Genomic DNA, 18,829 nt, shown 5'->3' on the forward strand with positions numbered 1-18,829 from the left:
TTACAGAATATCAGAATATTTTCGCCCTCAGAACTGCCTGCGGGAATCCACCAGGATAGTTACAGGGCCATCGTTGATCAGACTGACCTCCATATGGCTGCGGAATTGTCCGGTGCATACGGGGATAGACTTGGCCTCAATTGTGGTGACAAGAAGATCAAACAATTCGCGGGCCCGCGCTGGTTCTGCTGCAGCGTCAAATGAAGGCCGGTTGCCCTTCCTCGCATCTCCATAGAGCGTAAACTGGCTAACCAGCAGCATCTGTCCTCCAGCCTGACTAATATTTCGATTCATCTTTCCCTCCTCATCGTGAAAGATCCGCAACTGTGCCAACTTGTGTGCCAGGACGGCAACGTCTTTCTCGTCGTCTTCCTTACCCACCGCAGCCAGCACGAGCAATCCCTGTCCGATCTTAGAGATCTGAACACCCTCAACTGCTACAGATGCTTCAAGAACCCGTTGGATCACGGCTCTCATGAGAAGAGCCCTCGAACGGAGGCTGCCGCCCAGGACTGGAGCCTCCGGGCTGTCCGTTCCTGTGTCAGAAACGCTTCAATCGGCACAGAGCAGCGGCGCCGCCAGTTGGGGTGCTGTGTTGTGGTGCCAGGTAGATTCTGCTGCAACTCTTCTCCTGTGATTTCTTCAAGATTCAGAAGGGTAAGCCGTGAGGGACAGGCCACGAGAAAGCGACAGAGAGCGTCAAAATAGGCGTCTCGATTCGATTCTCCTTCCGGCAAAGTGAAGGCTGTCGCCAACTCTCGAATGTCAGACCGGCGCACGGTATAGGAGGGTTCGAGCTCGGATTCGGGCATGGTTCCCGCCTCGAGCCGGGCGCGGAGGTCACTTCCAGCTAACCAGCCATCAAAGGTGGGTAAATCGTGGGTGGTGAATGACGCAATCGCTTGCATTGGAAAGCGCTCCGCAGAGTGAAAGCCTTGACTATCACGTTCAAACAACAGCAGCCGGTAACTGAGGATCTGGAATTGGTTCAGGGCCTCGCGAAAGTAATCGGGCATCGTGCCAAGATCCTCACCAATCACCAGATAACCGCCGCGCTGGCTTTCAAGCGCAAGAATCAATAAGAGATCGCGAAAATGATCCCGTACATAGGCCCCTTCCCGCGCACTCACCCCATCCGGAATCCAATAGAGGCGCGCCAGACGCATCACATGATCGAAGCGTAGCGCGCCGCCATGGCGGGAGGCGGAGCGGATCGATTCAATGAAATAGCGATATCCGGAGTTGGCATGCCGCTGGGGATGGAGGGCAGGAAAGCCCCAGTCCTGGCCTGCTTCATTGAAGTCGTCGGGCGGCGAGCCGACGCGCACATGAGGGGCGAAGAGCTCCTGATAGGCCCAATGATCGGCGCCGACGCGGTCTGTGGCCAAGGCAAGATCGTGATAGAGTCCGATCGAATAGCCCAGTTGCCGGACCGTCGTTTGGGTGTCCTGCAACTGTTGTTCGGCACAAGCCTCGATGAAGGCAAAGAACCCAATGGATCGTTGGAGTTTCTGCTGCAATCGTTGTGATTCCGGAGATTGCGGATTCTGATAGGGCTCCGGCCATTGCCGCCAGTGCCAGACCGTGGCATCGCGGCGGTGGAAGTAGCGATCAAAGGCCATATAAGTGCAATAGTTGCTGACCCAGGAGGAGGAGGCCACTTTTTGCTTGCGGGACGCTCGATACAAGAGAGCAAGAAAAAATCGTTTAATCCGCGCAACCGCCTCATAATCGATCCATTCTGCGGCGCGCAGGGCACGGAGTCTCTCTTGAAACTCTGCCGAGCGTACGATCCGTTGCGCCAAAGGACAATGCTCGAATGCGGGAATTTTCTCGATATCGAGATAGAGCAGATTATAAGAGAAGATACTGAGCGGTAAATACGGACTTGTATTATAGGGGACCCGGTTGTGAATCGCGTGTAATGGATTGAGCGCAATAAAGTCAAACGAAACCTGTGCACGGAGAATGCGGGCAAAGTTCGCAAGGTCGGTGAAATCGCCGCAGCCCCAGTTGCGGCCACTCTGGAGTGATGGCAGGAAACAATTGATTCCATTCGACTTTTTCGGGGAATCGGGGAGATAGCAGACGCCAGGACTGAGGATCCAGAGAAAGCTTGCCGAACGATGCGCCGTTTGGATTGTAACTTGGTGATAACCGGGAGTTGCCAGGCTCTTGAGTCGCGGCGAGTTCAAGTGGACTTGACTGACTGCACCGTTTTCCCACCGGATGGTGAGCGAGAGTTCGCCAACGGCCTCATGAGGTGCCAGATTCAACTGCAATCGCTGGAGAGGATTGGACACGTGTTCGACGAGTGTCTGCTGCGGGCAGAGATGCGCTTGCTCCGTAGCTGAACGGGTGTGGAGCCAGTCCTCAAGGGCAGCCTCGTCCTCAAGATCAGGGATGCCCGGCGCCAGGGAGGCGGCGATTGCCTGTGCGGTGGTGCGAGGCACGGGCTTGGGGTTTCCCCAAATGCTTTCGTAGCTGAGTTCTAAGCCGAGTTGTTCGGCAACGCGTTCCCGAACAGATTTCGGGGCCGCCTGGAGATGTTCTTCGGTGGAGTGCAGTATGGGAATCCTCTCTTTCTCATTCTAGGAAGCATGGGATAATCAAGATTATGGAGAATCGAATCGAGCTTGGCGCTGCGCCGGCAGATCTGTTTGCACGCATCGATCAGGATGGCATCGGAGGTGAGGCCGATGGCATCATCACGACGACCTTGGATAGTGCGATCAACTGGGCGCGCAAGAACTCGATTTGGCCCATGACCTTCGGTTTGGCATGCTGCGCCATTGAAATGATGGCGATGAGCGCTTCCCGTTACGATATTGCCCGCTTTGGCGCGGAAGTTTTCCGTGGATCCCCCCGGCAGTCCGATCTGATGATCATCGCCGGGCGTCTTTCTAATAAAATGGCGCCAGTGGCGCGTCAGTTGTACCAGCAGATGCCGGAACCGAAATGGGTGATCTCGATGGGGGCCTGCGCGACGTCTACCGGTGTTTTCAGCAACTACGCGCTTGTGCCGGTGAATCAGGTGATTCCCGTGGATGTATACGTGCCGGGTTGCCCGCCACGTCCAGAACAGCTCATCTACGCCTTGATGATGCTGCAGAAGAAGATCCAAGGCGAAACCGGGTCCCTGATGAAGACCCTGAATCTCGACTAGCCCCAAAAAACTCTCAATACAGACTTCCTTCATTGGCTCAAGAGAGGAAGGCACCGGCCGATAAGTCGGGTACACGCAAAATCATTGTCCACCTGAGAAGGTGGCGATTCCCAATGCAGGTGCCTGATGAAACTTGCGGAGATTTCCCCAGTTCCGGCTGCTGAGGCAGAGACGTTGACGGTGAAGAGCCGCCAGGAGACGATCGCCCATCACGAGTTGGTGGCCGCTGTGCGGGAATTGGATCTCCCGCAACTCCAGCTGCCGAATCGGGAGATGAGCATCACCTACGACCGGGAAATTGGACGCTATATCGTTCAGATTCTCGATACGGAGAGTGGACAGGTGGTGCAACAACTGCCGGGCCGCGATGTGATCGAGCGCGTGCGATTCTATCGGGAATTGGAGCAAAGCTCATAATTTAGCGCCTGGCACCGATATGGAAAGAGTAAGCAATGACTCCTCTTGCACCCTATCAAACCTATTTGGCTGCCGAGCAAAACTTCCAGGAGCAACGGATCGAAGGCGCTTCTCCGCTCGAGTTAACCTGCATTCTCTACGAAGGGGCAATCCAGGCTGTAGAGCAGGCCCAACTCTTTCTGAAGCGGGGCGATATCCTCGCTCGTGGACGTTCCATTGCCCGGGCGCAGAGCATCGTGCTCGAACTGATGGAAAGCCTGGACCGGAAAAAAGGCGGCGATTTCGCCGACCGGCTGGGCCTGCTCTATGACTACCTGTTGTCGAAGTTGAATGAAGCCCATTCCCAGCAATCCCTCGAAGCGCTCCAACAGGTACAGAAGCTTCTGGGCGATCTGTTTGCTGCCTGGTCGCAGATTGCGGAACGTCCCGATGGGATGCCGCGCTTAAGCGAGGAATCGAGTGTCGATCTAGCGGTGTAGGGAGTTGGTGAGTGTCTTTGCGATTCCGAGAGCGCCTTTGTGTGCCATCGCCTTGGCGATGCTCTGTTCGGCAAACTCGACAATGCCGTCGCTTCCGCCACTGGTCTCTCCGCCCAGCCAGCCACCGCCGCCAGCCTCACGTGAGCTGCGAAGGAGCGAGGAGGCAAACATTGCCTCAAATTCTTCGGCCGCTTGTTGGAATCCCTTGATCTTCTCCTGCTTGTTCTCAGGAGCGGATCGCATGGCACTCGCTGCTGAGAGTGCATCCATTTTCATAAGACCTCGATTTCTGCCTCGAGTGCTCCTGCACTCTTGAGAGCCTGTAGAATCGCGATGATGTCGCGAGCCGTCGATCCGATCTGCTTGAGGGCCTGTACCAGTTCGTCTACTGTAGCGCCGGCGCCCAGCGAGACAGACTTTGCCTTCTCTTCTTTCACCCCCACCGCAATTTGTGGGGTCACGACTGTCTTTCCGTCGCTCAGTGGTTGGGGCTGCGAGGGGAGGTAGGTGGTTGAGATCTCAATCGCCAGTGCGCCGTGCAGAATGGCAATCGGCCGGAGTCCGACCTCTTTTCCGATGAGAATCGTTCCTGTCCGTTCGTTGATGACGACTTTAGAGGGCCGCTCGACGCTGACATGGAGTTCCTCGATTTGCGCATAGAACTCGACTTCGCGTCCCTGGAACTCTGCTGGGGTCCGGACGAGGATGGCTCCAGCATTTTGTGCCGAGGCAATGGCTTCTCCACTGTGTGGGAATTTCTTGTTGATCGCTTCTGTGATCTTTGCTGCGATGCCAAAATCGGCACGAAGCAACTGGAGCCGCAGCCGCGCTCCTGGGGCGATTGAGGGCGCATCTGCTTCGAGTAACCCACCGTTGATCACACGGCCGACCGTCGGGTGATTGGTGGTCTGCTGGTTCCCGGCGCCTCCCCGGGCTACAAAGCCTCCCGTGACCAGAGGACCTTGTGCCACGGCATAGACCTTCCCATTGGCGCCGCGCATGGGTGTCTGGATGAGAACGCCACCTTGGAGATTCTGTGCGTCACCGATCGCGGCAACAGTGACGTCGAGGCGTGTACCGTTCTGAGCATAAGGAGGGAGATTTGCCGTGACCATCACTGCTGCGACGTTGCGGATGAGTAGGGAGCCTGGATTCACCTGGACGCCGAGTTTGTCGAGCATTGCGGAAAGGCTCTGTGCAGAGAAGTAGCTTTGCCGTTTATCACCCGTTCCGTTCAGACCCACAACGACGCCATAGCCGAGAAGTTGGTTCTCTCGAGCGCCTTCGAGTGCGACAAGTTCCCGCACGCGCATCGGGCGGGCGTCGATTGCCAGGGTCGTCGTGGCAGTGATGAGGAGGAGTAATAGGAGGCGCATTAGAAAGGAAGAATGCCAAGGAGCAAACGGTAGAGGATATTTGGGCGGCGGATCGAATCTGAGACCAGCCCTTTGCCATTGAGTGAGATCGCCATCTGACTGACTCGATTGCTCTGGACGGTGTTATTCGCTGCCACATCGGTCCAGCGGACGATCCCACGGATGGCGATCTGGTGTTTCTCGGCGTTGACGCCAATGTCTTTAGTGGCACTGACGACGAGGTCGCCGTTCGGCAGAACTTCGACGACACGCCCGGAGACCGTTGTTGTGAGGACATTTGACCGCGACGTTGAACCCGAACCGGCAAGGCTGTTATCGCCACTCAGGCCGGCAAGGTTGGCCAGGGCGCCGACGGTACTTCTGTTGCCAGCCAGCGAAGTGATGCTCGCCTTTGCGCTGGATTTCCGGGCTGCGGAGGAGACGCCTTCGCTAATCGCGCTGAGCCGGTCAGAGACCACGATTGTGATGGTATCGCCGACGCGCCGCGCGCGGAGATCACTCGCCAGGTCTGCATAGCGGCCCACTTCGGAGTAGATGGATCCAGGGGAGTCCTGGGACTGCGCAATGGCCCGCATCGCAAGTAGAACGATGAAGAAGACTCTCATTCTGGTTTCCTTCCTGTCAGAGAGGCGATTCTTGCTTCGCCCCGGCCTGTAGCTACGGCTCGCAGCAGCTTCTTGCCCTCAAGTGTGGAGACCAGAATCGATTCTCCAAGACGGGCTTTCCCCCGTGCAATGGCCGCGACGCGGATTCTGGCGCGTCCTGCCTCGCTGATCACCTCAATCGCATCGCCCGGCGCAATCAGCGGCGGATCTGTGAAATGGCTTCTCAGGAGCAAAGTTCCTTTGGGCAGGCTGTTGCGCAGGACCTGATCTTCGAGCGAGGCCAAAGTCACAAGCGTCAGATCGGAAGCGGGCCGCCAAGGGATCGACACCTCCTCCAGGTCTGTGGGCTGCAGTTTCTCGCCGCGCAACAGGGATCGCGCAGCCACCCAGCGCGTTTCTTGGGCGGACATCGTGAACTGTATTCGCAGTCCGGTAGCGCCCAGTTTTCCGATCCATATGTAGCGCCCTGCACGTGGGTCGTAACTCAGGCCCTGTTTCGGCAGCGTGTATTCTCCACGCGCGCTGAATGCGCTCCGTTCCTCAATCACCTCGATGCTGGCCGGATCGACCTTGAGGCGAAAGGACTCTTCCAGCGCTTCGCTGATCGCCGTCGTCCAGGGCCGTTGTGCAGCCGGAGCGGCACGGTAGATGCAGAAGGCCTGGAATTCTTCCCCCCTGATCCCCTGTTTGGTGGCCCAGGCCGAGAGGGTTTGCGGGGAGAGATCACGGCGCACGCCGTAATTGGGAGCAAAGCCAAGTACAGTCGCAGGCGGGAGTGTCCGGAATCCATGCGTGCGTGGCGCCAGATCCTGAGCCTGGATCTCGGCGCGTTGGAGGACGAGGCAATCCTCAGATGGAGCGATCGCGATGGCGATAAGAAGCATCCACATTAGCGGGTCACGTTATTCGCTTCCTGATACATTTCATCCGCAGCCTTCACCACTTTCGAGTTCGCCTCATACGCGCGCTGAGCCACAATCAGATTGATGAATTCGGTGACGACACTAACGTTGGACTGCTCCACATAACCTTGGAGCAGGCTACCCATTCCTTCCTGTCCTCCGGGAGTTCCAATTTGTGGATCACCCGAAGAGTCGGTGGGCATATAGAGATTTCTGCCAATGCTATTCAGCCCACCTGGATTCGTAAAATTCGCGATCTGAATCTGCCCCGCTGTCTGCGTTGCTGTCTGGCCGGGGAGTGTGTAGCTGACCGTGCCGTCATTGCCAATGGTGAGCGCCTGCGCTTCTGCCGGAATAGTGATCTGCGGCTCCAGGGCGTCGCCATCCGCCGTCACGATGTTGCCGTCGCGATCGGAGTGGAAGGATCCGGCGCGGGTGTAGGCCAACTCGCCTGTCGGCCGGCGCACCTGGAAGAATCCCTTGCCCTGGATGACCAGGTCCAATGGGTTGTTGGTCAATGAGAAATCGCCCTGAGTAAAGAGGGTCTCGTTTGAGACCGTCCGGGTACCGAGGCCGATCTGGAGGCCGCTGGGGACCGTGGTTTGAGAACCTGCGGAGGCTCCGGGCTGCACCATGGTTTGGTACATCAGGTCCTGAAACTGGGCGCGGCGCATTTTGAAACCGGCGGTATTCGCATTCGCCAGATTGTGCGCAATGTTGTCGACATTCACCTGTTGGGCTGACATGCCCGTTCCTGCGCTGTAAAGTGCTCGAATCATAGTGAGTTCCTAAACCCGACCGACTTCGTCGATCGAACGTTTGCTCATCTCTCCGTGCAATTGCAGTGCCTTTTGCAGCATCTCGAATTGACGGGAGATTTTAACGAGCTGGATGCCGCCCTGGATCGGATCGGCATTCGACTTTTCGAGCCAGCCCTGGTGTACCTCGGCGCCGGTGGCGCGCCGCAAGGCCGCGCTGTCGCTGAAGGCAAAATAAGAGTCGCCGCTTTTCGTCAGTTGCGCGTTGTCCGGCGGCTGCACCAGATCGAGCCGTGCCAGCGCAGCCCCGTTCTGATGAATCACCCCCAGGCGATCAATGTCGAGGGACTGGGCGGGATCGAGCCGAAAGCCAGGCGCTAAAGCCGTTCCATCCGGGAGCGTGAGTTTCACTTTGAACCCTTCCTTCGTCTTCAACTGACCGTCTGTTCCAATTTGGAAACTGCCATTGCGTGTCAAGAGATTGTCACTGGCTTTGCCACCTGGCATTTCTGTGGCGAAGTAAGCATTGCCCTCCAGTCCAACATCGAGGGTGCGTTCGGTGCGTTCGAGATTGCCTTGCCCAAAGTTGATCCAGGATTGCCGTAAGTCTGGGGAAAGGCCTGTAAATTCAGGGCCTCCGTTGCTCGCGATGGCCTCCTGCGAGCCATAAAGGGCATAGCGTTCAAACTCCGATTTGAAGGCAGGCGTACCGCTATTGGCAATGTTGTTGGCGGCAATGTCGAGGCTCTCGGCGCGAGCGCGGAGGCCGCTGGCAAGAATGCTGGTGATGGAATCCATATGCGCTCCGCGGATTCTGAAGGCAATCGCGTTGCCAAGTCCGATCCGGGCTTTGGCAATCAGAGTGCATTGGTCTGCAGTGTGACGCCAACCCTAGTAGCCCCTGCCACTCCGATGCCGGTCCTCACTCTTGCTGGAAAAACGACAGGGGAGCGGTGCACCCAGCAAGAGGCTGGCGGCCCAGCGCTCGATGTATTGATGAGTCTGTGGGCTGCTGTCTTCCAACAACAACTGTTGCCGCCGGAGACGCCGCCCACGCCTTCCGGGACTGCCGTTTCGCTGCAGCCTAAGATGAAGGCCACAGAGGAGACGGAACCCCGAGTGGCAGAAGGGGCCGCTTGCCCACAGACGGTGGTGGCTGCGCCACAGAAGCAGTCTGTCGCGATGTTTCCGGTGGCGGAGCTTGCCGCTGGAACTCCGGCGCTTCCTGCGTCCAAGGACCAGAATGCGAAGACCCAGGTGTTACCCCCGGATGTCCCATCCTACGAGGGGAAGACTGGAGAAGCCCTCCCTTCCGTTCTCGCCTCGCTTTCCGTCGCGCCTGGAAAGGGGTTGCACGATGAGGCTACACCGGACATGGAAACGCTGCCTGCGCAAGAGTCGCAGACGATTCCCGTGGCAAACCCGCAGAGCGCCTGTGGTGCCATCGCCGCTGCTCCACAGCCAAGGGAGCCTGCTCCTCTTGAGACCAAGCTGGAGTTGAAGCGTGCAGTCTCGCAACGCCTGGCTCGCCTGCCAACGGAGGCCGAAAGCCGCAACCGTGATTCCAACGCGACCGAGCCGGAGCAGGACGCTGAGCGAGTTCTGCCCGTTCGTCTCAAGGAGACGGAGACTGTGGACCTCAAGGAAGATGTCTCCAAACGAATCGATCTTCCACCGCCGCCACGGAATGCTGAGCTCCCGGTGCAGCCAATCTCCGGAGCTTCACCTCTGAACACTGAGCTTCCCGCTCCGCCACCTGTGCCGATCGAGACTTTCTCTATGGCCAAGCCCGTGCCGCCGGTGGTTGTGCCTCCGCGTCCCCCCGATCTCCCCCCGCCATTGCCTGTACCGGGCAGGGAAGCCAATACGATCTCGATCCGCATCCCCTTCACCGACGCCGGAGGATCGGCTGCGCGGCACATTGATCTCGTCTTCCAGAACCGGAACAATGATCTGACCTTGCAGGTTTATTCGCCCACGGCTGAAATTCAGCAACGAATCGAAGCCTCGATGCCTACGCTCCTCGACAAGCTCCAGACTGCTGACTGGACGGCAAAGCCAGCAGACCTCGCCCAGAACCACGAAGTGGTTCTCGAAACACGCAAGCGGAGCGACGCGGGGCCAATCCCCGCAGCGATTCCCGAGGTGGTTCGGGACATCCCCGGAGCCGCGTCCTCGCCGCAGGCCGGTTTCCGGTTTGACGAGCAAGGACAGGGCCACAAAGACCAGACGCCGCAGTCCACACCCGCGAAGAATCGCAAGAAGGAGCGGGTCTGGCAATCCGAGTTTGACGCACAGACAGAAGCTGAATTCCAACCTATTAGGAGCATCCGATGACCCGCACAACCGACCTTTCTCGCAGCTATCAAATGCTGGCAGATAACTCGACCGGCAAGACGGAGACGAAGCAGGACAAGACTCAAAGTGCAGATCCCAATGATCTGGCGAACAAGGAAGTCTTTCTGCAACTCCTCATTGCGCAGATCAAGAACCAGGATCCAACCAGCCCGACAGACAGCATCCAGTACATCACGCAGTTGAGTCAGTTCACGGGAGTGGAGCAACTCGTCGACATCAAGCAAACGCTCAAGCAACTGAGCGCGGCCATTCTCCCTGCGAGCACCTCGCAGAGCAACACAAAAGAAAGCTAGACAGGAACCAATATGTTTACATCCTTCTCAACCGCACTCTCCGCCCTCGGCGCACACGCGACGGCCGTCGATGTTGTGGGCAATAACCTCGCCAATCTGAATACTACGGGCTTTAAGGCCAGCAGTGTATCTTTCTATGATTTGGTGACGCAATCGCTGGGCGCAGGTCTCGGCGAGACACAGGTCGGATTTGGAGTCGGCCGCCCCGTCACCTTACGGAGCTTTTCGCAGGGCGCGATCCAGAATGGCGGGAGTCTCGATGCTGCCATCCAAGGTGATGGCTTTCTCATCCTCAAGGGGCAACAAGGGCAGATCGTGTATTCGCGGGGCGGGAGCCTGGTGGTGGACAAGGACGGCACTCTTTTGACGGGGAAGGGCTACAAGGTCCAGGGTTGGACTGAGGTGAATGGAGTTGTGGATACGAATGCACCGGTTGGAGACATTGTCGTTCCGGTGGGTTCGATTAAGGCGCCGATTCCTTCCACCAGCTTCCAGTTCGATATGAATTTGAATGCCGCGGCGACCGCGGGACCGCCTGCCGATTCATTCAAGACCTCGATTGAAGTCTTCGACTCCCTCGGCTCGAGTCATATCATCTCGGTTTCTTTCACAAAGTCCGCGACGGCAAACTCTTGGGACTATAGTCTCTCGGTCCCCGATGCGGATGTGAGTTCACCGGTAACACCGGTCACGGGCACGATGCAATTCAACGGTTCGGGGCAATTGGTGAGTCCCGACTCGCAGACGCCGATTTCTTTCTCCATTCCCGGACTGGTCAATGGTGCCTCCGACATGACATTGAATTGGCAGATCTATAACGGCCAGACACCCCGGATCACGCAGTACTCACAACCATCGGCGGTGAGTGCAAATTATCAGGATGGGCAACCTTCCGCGCAACTTGTGCGTGTCGGGCTTGGCGATGGGGGCAGAATCCTGGCGCAGTATTCAAATGGCGTCCAGAGCGTTGTCGGGCAACTGGCGATGGCCTCCATTCGAAATCCGGAATCGCTCGTTGCCGTCGGGGACAGTGCCTTTCAACTGAGTGAGCGGAGCGCGCTTCCGGCCATTGGGAGTTCTGGCACAGGAGGACGCGGGCAGATTCTAGGAGGTTCAGTCGAAGCCTCCAATGTAGATATCGCAAAGGAGTTCACCAACCTGATCATCCTGCAGCGTGGTTATCAGGCGAATACTCGTGTCATCACGACGGTAGATGAAATTAGCCAGGAAACGATCAATCTCAAGCGGTAAAGACTGTCCTCGATGGGCCTCATGAAGCACTTCGATCATTTTCTCGACATGCCGCTCACTGTTGAAGCTGTTCTCGACCGCAAGACGATGACGATCCTCGACATCCTCTCTCTTGAGGAGGGGAGTGTGATCAAGCTCAATCGTTCTGCGGGCGAGAACATCGACATCATGATCGGTGGCAGTTCGGTGGCCTTCGCAGAGGTCGTGATCATTGAGGAATCGATGGGCGTGCGCGTGACGGATTTGACGACGGATAACTGAGAGGATCTGAGCCGATGTGGGAGCAATGCAAACGAATCTGGCGAGCCATGCGAGCGCGTCGCGCTGTCGCACTCGAGGCGCAATCGCGAAGTCAGATCGTGATTTCTGGGCAGAAGTGGCTTGGACCTGGAGAATTGCTCCGCATCGTCGATATCGAAACCGCGCAGGGGAGCTATACGCTTGCCATTCTCCAGAGCAAGACTTCCAGCCAGATGCTTGAGTTGCACACTGTTCCCCGCGCGAGGATTGCAAGTTGCGCTTGATCCTCTCGCTATTGCTCGCTCTTCCTCTCTGGGCAGCCCCGCAGACAAATGCCGAACCGGGAGGCGCGGCGCTCCGGTTGGCCGTCCAGTTTACGCTGGCGGCCTTGGTTCCGATGTTCTTTGTCACTCTGACGCCGTTCCTAAGAATCAGCGTCGTGCTGCATTTCCTGCGGCAAGCTCTTGGCACACAAACGGTTCCCTCAAATCAAGTGGTGATTGCGTTGTCTTCTCTGTTGACGATTCTGGCGATCTCGCCGCAAGTGACCGCGATCTACAAGGACGTCATTCAGCCCTATAACGCCGGCAAGATGGCCGAGGAACAAGCTTTTACTGCAGGGGGTGCCCAAATGAAGACCTATATGCTGCCCTATCTCGGAGAAAAAGAGATCGCGCTGATGTTGCGTGTCTCGCACGCCCCGGCGCCGAAGAGTCCCTCGGAACTGGGCTTCCCGGTGATTGCGGGCGCCTACATGCTCAGCGAATTGAAAAGTGCCTTCAAAATCGGAGTGCTGCTCTACATGCCGTTTCTGATCATCGACCTCATTGTCTCTGCGGTCATCGTGACGCTCGGTATGATCCAACTCCCGCCGGTGATGATCTCTGCACCATTCAAAATCTTGATCTTTGTGGTTTCTGATGGCTGGACCGTCATCATTGATGCGCTGATGAAGTCTTTGCAGGTGGCTCGCTGATGGAGACGGTCATGGCAGTGGAGATCATTCGAGGCACGATTCTGACTTCAATCCTGATTGCTGCCCCCTTGCTGGCGATCTGTCTGATCTGCGGTGTTCTCTTCAACCTGATTCAGGTTGCCACCTCGATCCAGGATCCTGGCTTTAGCTCTATTCCTCGCTTCTCGGTTTGCGCTTTTGCCTTCCTGCTCTTACTGCCGTGGATGTTGAACCAGATGACCGGATTTGTGGCCCGCACAGCCGAGATGATTCCAAGGGTGGCTCGCTGACATGAGTACTCCTGAGAAGGTCGCGTTGTTGTTCTTTGTGGAGCTAATGCGGGCGAGTACTGCGGTCGGGTTGCTGCACATTCCCGGCTTTCGCCAGATCCCGGCGTCCACGCGAGCGTTCCTGGGCTTCTTGTTGGCGATTCTTTGCCTGGCCGCGAAGTGGGGGCAACCAGGATTGGTGGCGCCTGCGAGAGGGGATCTTTGGGTGATCTGCGCCAAGAACCTCGTGGCCGGCTTGTTTGTTGCCTTGCTGTGGAACATTGTGCTCGATGCGTGCGCGTTGACAATCCAGATTGCCTCGGTGCAATCGGGATTGAGCTATGCCTCGGTGATCGATCCCACCAACGACACCGAGAGCGGCTCCTTGCTGGCGGCCACGCAGTTCAGCATTCTTCTCACCTTCGTTGCCGCAGGGCTTCATCTCGAGTTTCTTCGTTTACTTCTTGACTCTGATGCGCTCTGGCCGAAACTCACCAACGCGGCAACGATCGCCGGGATGCTAAAGGTCATTTTGGGCCAGAGCTTTCTCATAGGGATCCGGCTGGCGGCTCCGTTCATGGCGATTCTAATTCTGCTCGATGTCGCATCGGCGATTGGCGGACGCTTCGCCGAACGTTTTCAGCTCAGCATGCTGGCCTTTCCGGTGAAGTGGACTGTCACTCTTCTGATTCTGCTCGCCTCCGCGGCTACCTTTCAGCAACTTGAAGTCCGGCTGGCCATCGGAGCTCTTTCTCTAGCGGAGGGGCGATAGACCGTGTCGCAATCGGGAGAACGGACCGAGGAAGCTACGCCGCGGCGCCTCGAGAAGGCACGCAAAGACGGCAGAATTGTTTCCAGCCGTTATTGGGTCATGGGAGTTCAGTTCACGGTGGCCTTTCTGTATTTCAGTGGAGCGGGCGCTTCGCTTGGGCCCGGTTTGCGGCATTGGCGCAGTTGGCTGAGTTCTGCTTTTGACGCATCGCTGAGCATTGAGAAGCTTCTCGAGCCGTCCCTGCATTGGACCAAGCTTGGGCTTTTGTATTGTTTCTGGGCTGGTCTCCTCACCAGTTCCTCTGTTCTCGTCTCCCATCTCCTGGTCAGCCAGGGCTATTTCAGCCTCAGCCGCGTGAAGCCCGATTTCTCTAAGCTCTTCAGTGCCAGCCGCTTGGGCGGGCAACTGAAGGAAGGGTTGAAGTCTCTGCGTGCCGGAATCTTCCTGATCTTCCTTGCCGTTCTATTTGCCACCCTCTATGGGCGGGAACTGCTCACCTGGAGCATCTTTCTGGCCCGGCTCTCCCTATCGGGGCAGATTGCGGAGCAAAGCCGGCAGTACTTCAGCTACGGCAAGCTCTGCTGTTTGTTGTTCTTTCTTGTGGGAGCTGCCGACCTGCTCCAGGCGATGAGAACGCATCGCAACCAGTTGAAGATGAGCAAGCAGGAACTCAAGGAAGAGTTTAAAGAGAGCAACGGCAGCCCCCATGTCAAAGCGAAGATCCGCAAGATGATGAAGGATTTTACCGGCAAGCGGATGATGCAGCAGTTGCCGAAAGCAACGGTCGTCATTACCAATCCGACGCACTATGCCATTGCGATCCAGTACAAGCCCGAGGAGATGAATGTTCCGCTTGTCCTGGCCAAGGGCGTTGATCATGTGGCGCTCCGGATCCGCAAAGTAGCCATGAGCCATGAGATTCCGATTGTCGAGAACAAGCCGCTCGCCCAGGCGCTTTATAAATCTGTGGAAGTCGGCCAGGAGATTCCAATGGATCTCTATCGTGCCGTGGCGGAAGTGCTCGCCTATGTTTACCGCGTCCTTGGACGCCATTCCCAACGCTAGTTGAGTTGCCATGAACCCTTCTTTACCGACACAGTCGAAACATGTTTCTGTGCCTCGCTCCGGAGCTTCGCCAAGTGCGGCGATGCCGTTGCTGAGCTGGGAGATTGTGCGGAATGCCGAGATCTTCGTTCCTTTGGCTGTGCTCGGAATCCTCATGGCGCTGATCCTGCCGATTCCTCCGCTGTTGCTCGATGCACTGATCTCGCTGAATATCGCAGTCAGTGTCATCGTACTGCTCGTCTCGATGTACATTCGCAAGGCAGTCGAGTTCTCGATCTTTCCCACTGCGCTTCTTTTGCTGACTCTATTCCGGCTCGCTTTGAACGTTTCGTCGTCCCGCCTCATTCTGATGAATGGCAACCTCGGAACTTCCGCTGCTGGTGATGTGATCGAGTCCTTCGGGAAATTTGTTGTCGGCGGTAGCTTCGTGATCGGGCTGGTGATGTTCCTGGTGTTGATTGCGATTCAGTATGTCGTCATTAACCACGGTGCGGTCCGGATCTCAGAGGTAACGGCGCGCTTCACTCTGGATGCGCTCCCAGGCAAGCAGATGTCGATCGATGCAGACTTGAATGCTGGCCTCATTGATGAGCCGGAAGCGAAAGATCGCCGGAAGAAGCTGAACCAAGAAGCAGAGTTCTATGGGGCGATGGACGGCGCGAGCCGTTTTACGCAACGGGATGCGGTAGCGGGTATCCTCATCCTGCTGATCAATGTCTGTGCGGGTTTTCTGATTGGGGTTCTGCAATATGGGATGGATCTCTTCCGGGCCTTTGAAACCTATACCATCCTGACCATTGGTGATGGCCTCGTTACCGTGATCCCTGCACTGATGATCTCGATGGCAGGCGGCCTCATTGTTACGCGGGCCTCCAGCGAAGGTCAGCTCGACGCTGAAGTGAAGCGCCAGGTGCTGACCAATCCCGAACCGATTGCGCTCGCGGGGATTGTGCTGGTGTTGCTCGCGCTTGTGCCCGGGCTGCCGAAGCTGCCCTTTGCAGGATTGGGCGCACTGGCGCTTTATGGCGCTAAGCGTCTGGCGGAGGCCAAGCGGCTGAAAGATCTGGCGAAGCCAGAACCGGCGGCTGCGGCCGCTTCGAACAAAGACACCATCGAGACCTTACTGCGAGTCGACACGGTTGCGGTGGAAGTCGGTCTCGGACTGGTGCGGCTGGTGGAAGGAGGCGGGCAGAGTACGCTGCTGCAACGCATCTCCGGGGTCCGCAAGCAGATGGCTACGGATCTTGGCTTTGTACTTCCCGCCGTCCGGGTTACGGATAACCTGAGCTTGCGCGCGACGGAATACCGCATTCTGGTCAAGGGAAACGAGATGGCTCGTTTCGAGGTCAAGCGGGGATATGAGCTGGCGCTTCTTGCTGGCGATGCCAAAGATCCAGGTCACTTGCGGGCGATCGATGCACTGCTGAGTCAGGGAGCCTTTCGTACGAAGGAGCCGGCCTTCCAACTCGATGCGCTTTGGGTGCCGAATGAACTGGTGGAGCAAGCGCGGATGGAAGGCTGCACGATTGTGGATACAGCCAGCCTAGTCGGGACTCATTTTTCCGAAATTGTGAAGCGCTCTGCTTGCGAGATCTTTACGCGTCAGGACACGAAGCGTTATGTCGATCGAGTGGCGGAAGAGACGCCGAAGTTAGTCGAAGATTTGGTCCCCAAATTGCTTCCCTTGAGTACTGTGCAGAAGATATTACAGAACTTACTGCGGGAACGCGTTTCAATTCGGGATGGCGTATCCATTTTGGAAGCGATGAGCGAAGGCGGAGCTGTTACCCGGAACCCCACTCTCATTACGGAGTTTGTTCGCCAATCCATCCGCCGCACGATTACGCGGCAGCTTTTGACCGGGGCCTCAGAACTGAACGCTTGGTTTCTCCATCCCGATCTGGAGCAGGATCTTGAGGCTTCTGTCGAGCACGGGGAGTTCAATAGCCACCTCACGGCCACACCTGCGAAGGTGCGCGAGTTGCTGGCGCGTTGTAAGCAAGTCTTTGACAATCCACTCTCTTCGGCGACGATTCTCTCTGGATCAAACTCGCGCTTCTTCCTGCGCCAGGTAACGGAAACCGCATTTCCAAATATGAACGTGCTCTCGCATTCGGAAATCGCATCGGGCATTCAGGTCAACTCCCTTGGACAGATTTAAAAAATTGGCGAATGAAATGAAGATCAAATCTTTCTATGCAGAAACCATGGACCAGGCGTTGCAAGCCGCCAGCAAGGAATTTGGAGAAGAGGCGCTGATCCTGAACACACGCGAGACTCCAGCCGAGTTCCGTCATTTTGGCCGGTATGAAGTGGTTTGCGCGACGACGAATCCGGCCGAGAGACCCGTCCCTTCGCCCTTGCCCAGTTCCAGGGCTGCAGCGCAAACGGGTCCTCGCGAGTTCCTTGCTTTTGTGGGCCCGAGTGGCTCTGGCAAGACGACCTCCTGCGCGAAGATCGCTGTCCGCTCGAAGTTCACCAATGGTCGCAACCCTGCAGTGCTCACATGGGACAGTGCGCAAGTGGGCGGGGCCGGTTTCCTGCGTGCCTATTGTGAACTCTCTGATATTCCATTTCAGGAAATCGAATGTGAGTCTGATCTGGAAGCTGCTCTCACGGATTTCCGCTCCCACGATCTCATTCTGATCGACACTCCAGCGCTCGCTCCTGCCTCCCCGCAGGCGTTGGCGATGGCGAAAGCCCACCGCACGTTGCCCTCGCTCAAGACTCATCTCGTGGTTTCTGGAACCTATGCCACGACTTTTCTGGCGGCGAGCTTTACCGCCGCCTCTATTTTTCATCCTGGTTACCTTTTACCCACACATTTAGACGAGTCTCCCCTTGACCTCCGGGCCACGGGTCTCGATGCGCTGCGGGAGCTTCGCATCGAATGGTGCGGAACCGGCCGCGCTGTTCCTGAGGACCTGCATGCTTCGGAGCAGGTGGTGGCGCGGGCGGCGGAGATCGCCCCCGTGGATTTTGTGCCTCCGCAGCCAATCCCCGCGCCGCCTGCCTCGCACAATGCCGTCGAGCAAATTCTGGCTCGCTTCCGTCGTGAAGTCATCTCTCCTGAGACGCACCACATCCGTACCTCCAGGCAGAGTGCCGCCTAGCGCCATGAGCAGCGAAGTTGCCCATCGAATCGGAGCCGAAGAAGAAATGTACTACTCGCCAACCCAGACCTCGCCGCCGGTAGAGGATCGAGAACGGCTCATCCTCGAGCACTTACCGCAGGTCCGTCTGATCGCGCGCCGCATCCACGAACGCCTCCCAGAAAGCGTTAGCTTGGAGGACCTGGTTTCTACCGGGATTCTGGGACTCATCCATGCCATCGATCGCTTCGATCCGCATCTCAACGTGAAGTTGAAGACCTATGCGGAGTATAAGATTCGTGGTGCCATCCTCGATAGCTTGCGAGGCCTGGACTGGGCGCCACGCCAACAGCGTAAGAAGGCGAAACAGATTGAGTCGGCGATTGCATCGGCGGAACAACGTCTCAAGCGGGCTCCACGGGAGGAGGAAGTGGCCGCGGAACTCAAGCTCAGCATTGAGGAGTACCACGAGTGGCTCATGGAAGTGCGTGGCGTCAATCTCGGGAGCCTGGAATCGGGTGGCGGCGATGAAGAAAATCGCGATCTCTTGCGCTTCATTGCAGATAAGGAAGAGAACTGGCCCTCCAACCTGTGCGAGCGTTCCGAACTCGAGCGGTTGCTGGCCGAAGCGATCGGACGGATGCCGCAGATCGAGCGTACTGTGCTGAGCCTTTACTACCAGAAAGAGCTCACTTTGCGGGAGATCTCCCGGGTGGTGAATCTCCACGAATCTCGCATCTCGCAGTTGAAGAGCCAAGCAGTGTTACGCCTGCGCTCTTACCTCGAAAAGCGTTGGCCCGTGATACGAGGGGCCTGAGGTTCCGCTCCAGG

At 57.2% G+C, this 18,829-nt stretch carries 23 protein-coding genes; 15 read left to right on the forward strand and 8 right to left on the reverse strand.

The annotated features are described in order from the left end of the window. Nucleotides 1-27 precede the first annotated feature (27 nt). Entirely contained in the window at nt 28-477 is a 450-nt protein-coding gene (gene dtd / locus M017_RS0111060) for a D-aminoacyl-tRNA deacylase (RefSeq protein ID WP_031497905.1), read from the reverse strand. After that, a complete protein-coding gene (malQ, locus tag M017_RS0111065) occupies nt 474-2,453 on the reverse strand; it encodes a 4-alpha-glucanotransferase (protein WP_051669850.1) in 1,980 nt (659 codons plus the stop codon). Before malQ ends, dtd begins: the two co-directional genes overlap by 4 nt. A gap of 164 nt (nt 2,454-2,617) precedes the next feature. Here malQ and M017_RS0111070 point away from each other — a divergent pair, with 164 nt between their 5' ends. The 3 genes from M017_RS0111070 (at nt 2,618) to fliS (ending at nt 4,062) form a co-directional block, all read left to right on the forward strand. Further along, complete coding sequence (locus M017_RS0111070) at nt 2,618-3,166, forward strand: NADH-quinone oxidoreductase subunit B (RefSeq protein ID WP_031497907.1); 549 nt, start codon at nt 2,618-2,620, stop codon at nt 3,164-3,166. Between the two features lie 126 nt (nt 3,167-3,292). Next, nucleotides 3,293-3,583 (forward strand): flagellar protein FlaG, encoded by a 291-nt coding sequence (locus tag M017_RS0111075; RefSeq protein WP_031497908.1) that lies wholly within the window; start codon nt 3,293-3,295, stop codon nt 3,581-3,583. A 35-nt stretch (nt 3,584-3,618) separates the two neighbouring features. Further along, nucleotides 3,619-4,062 (forward strand): flagellar export chaperone FliS, encoded by a 444-nt coding sequence (fliS, locus tag M017_RS0111080; RefSeq protein ID WP_051669853.1) that lies wholly within the window; start codon nt 3,619-3,621, stop codon nt 4,060-4,062. Here the strand turns inward: fliS and M017_RS0111085 are convergent. From M017_RS0111085 to M017_RS0111110, 6 genes are read right to left on the reverse strand one after another with little or no spacing between them, the layout of a single operon-like run. After that, nucleotides 4,051-4,305 carry a hypothetical protein gene (locus tag M017_RS0111085; protein ID WP_162179888.1) on the reverse strand — a complete coding sequence of 85 codons (255 nt, stop codon included), beginning with the start codon at nt 4,303-4,305 and terminating at the stop codon, nt 4,051-4,053. The genes fliS and M017_RS0111085 overlap by 12 nt on opposite strands. Nucleotides 4,306-4,334: 29 nt before the next feature. Then, complete coding sequence (locus tag M017_RS0111090) at nt 4,335-5,438, reverse strand: flagellar basal body P-ring protein FlgI (RefSeq protein WP_031497911.1); 1,104 nt, start codon at nt 5,436-5,438, stop codon at nt 4,335-4,337. Next, entirely contained in the window at nt 5,438-6,043 is a 606-nt protein-coding gene (locus M017_RS0111095; RefSeq protein ID WP_051669855.1) for a flagellar basal body L-ring protein FlgH, read from the reverse strand. Before M017_RS0111095 ends, M017_RS0111090 begins: the two co-directional genes overlap by 1 nt. Beyond that, the gene (gene flgA / locus M017_RS0111100) at nt 6,040-6,933 is read right to left on the reverse strand and encodes a flagellar basal body P-ring formation chaperone FlgA (protein ID WP_031497913.1); all 894 of its coding nucleotides are present in this window, start codon (nt 6,931-6,933) and stop codon (nt 6,040-6,042) included. The genes M017_RS0111095 and flgA overlap by 4 nt, the downstream gene beginning before the upstream one ends. After that, nucleotides 6,933-7,724 (reverse strand): flagellar basal-body rod protein FlgG, encoded by a 792-nt coding sequence (gene flgG / locus M017_RS0111105; protein WP_031497914.1) that lies wholly within the window; start codon nt 7,722-7,724, stop codon nt 6,933-6,935. The genes flgA and flgG overlap by 1 nt, the downstream gene beginning before the upstream one ends. Before the next feature lie 9 nt (nt 7,725-7,733). Then, the gene (locus M017_RS0111110) at nt 7,734-8,501 is read right to left on the reverse strand and encodes a flagellar hook-basal body protein (RefSeq protein ID WP_031497915.1); all 768 of its coding nucleotides are present in this window, start codon (nt 8,499-8,501) and stop codon (nt 7,734-7,736) included. Between M017_RS0111110 and M017_RS27605 the strand changes: the two genes are divergently transcribed. From M017_RS27605 to M017_RS0111170, 12 genes are read left to right on the forward strand one after another with little or no spacing between them, the layout of a single operon-like run. After that, nucleotides 8,502-10,040: a hypothetical protein gene (locus M017_RS27605; protein WP_031497916.1), complete on the forward strand. Its 1,539-nt coding sequence runs from the start codon at nt 8,502-8,504 to the stop codon at nt 10,038-10,040. Further along, nucleotides 10,037-10,354, forward strand: a complete 318-nt coding sequence (locus M017_RS0111120) for a flagellar hook assembly protein FlgD (protein ID WP_051669857.1) — start codon at nt 10,037-10,039, stop codon at nt 10,352-10,354. The genes M017_RS27605 and M017_RS0111120 overlap by 4 nt, the downstream gene beginning before the upstream one ends. 12 nt (nt 10,355-10,366) lie before the next feature. After that, the gene (locus M017_RS0111125; RefSeq protein ID WP_031497918.1) at nt 10,367-11,605 is read left to right on the forward strand and encodes a flagellar hook protein FlgE; all 1,239 of its coding nucleotides are present in this window, start codon (nt 10,367-10,369) and stop codon (nt 11,603-11,605) included. A gap of 12 nt (nt 11,606-11,617) precedes the next feature. After that, complete coding sequence (locus M017_RS0111130; protein ID WP_031497919.1) at nt 11,618-11,866, forward strand: FliM/FliN family flagellar motor switch protein; 249 nt, start codon at nt 11,618-11,620, stop codon at nt 11,864-11,866. A 47-nt stretch (nt 11,867-11,913) separates the two neighbouring features. After that, the gene (locus M017_RS0111135; protein WP_031497920.1) at nt 11,914-12,129 is read left to right on the forward strand and encodes a hypothetical protein; all 216 of its coding nucleotides are present in this window, start codon (nt 11,914-11,916) and stop codon (nt 12,127-12,129) included. Beyond that, the gene (locus tag M017_RS0111140) at nt 12,120-12,821 is read left to right on the forward strand and encodes a flagellar type III secretion system pore protein FliP (protein WP_051669859.1); all 702 of its coding nucleotides are present in this window, start codon (nt 12,120-12,122) and stop codon (nt 12,819-12,821) included. The genes M017_RS0111135 and M017_RS0111140 overlap by 10 nt, the downstream gene beginning before the upstream one ends. Nucleotides 12,822-12,832: 11 nt before the next feature. Next, nucleotides 12,833-13,090: a flagellar biosynthetic protein FliQ gene (locus M017_RS0111145; protein ID WP_162179889.1), complete on the forward strand. Its 258-nt coding sequence runs from the start codon at nt 12,833-12,835 to the stop codon at nt 13,088-13,090. Between the two features lies 1 nt (nt 13,091). Next, nucleotides 13,092-13,841 (forward strand): flagellar biosynthetic protein FliR, encoded by a 750-nt coding sequence (locus M017_RS0111150; protein ID WP_035957771.1) that lies wholly within the window; start codon nt 13,092-13,094, stop codon nt 13,839-13,841. A gap of 3 nt (nt 13,842-13,844) precedes the next feature. After that, nucleotides 13,845-14,906, forward strand: coding sequence for an EscU/YscU/HrcU family type III secretion system export apparatus switch protein (locus M017_RS0111155; RefSeq protein ID WP_031497927.1), 1,062 nt, complete (start codon nt 13,845-13,847; stop codon nt 14,904-14,906). Between the two features lie 10 nt (nt 14,907-14,916). Beyond that, a complete protein-coding gene (locus tag M017_RS0111160; RefSeq protein WP_031497930.1) occupies nt 14,917-17,067 on the forward strand; it encodes a flagellar biosynthesis protein FlhA in 2,151 nt (716 codons plus the stop codon). A 16-nt stretch (nt 17,068-17,083) separates the two neighbouring features. Then, a complete protein-coding gene (locus M017_RS0111165) occupies nt 17,084-18,019 on the forward strand; it encodes a flagellar biosynthesis protein FlhF (protein WP_031497931.1) in 936 nt (311 codons plus the stop codon). 4 nt (nt 18,020-18,023) lie between these two features. Further along, nucleotides 18,024-18,815, forward strand: a complete 792-nt coding sequence (locus tag M017_RS0111170; RefSeq protein WP_238325863.1) for a sigma-70 family RNA polymerase sigma factor — start codon at nt 18,024-18,026, stop codon at nt 18,813-18,815. Nucleotides 18,816-18,829 lie beyond the last annotated feature (14 nt).

The organism is Bryobacter aggregatus MPL3 (assembly GCF_000702445.1).
GTDB classification, from domain to species: Bacteria; Acidobacteriota; Terriglobia; order Bryobacterales; family Bryobacteraceae; genus Bryobacter; species Bryobacter aggregatus.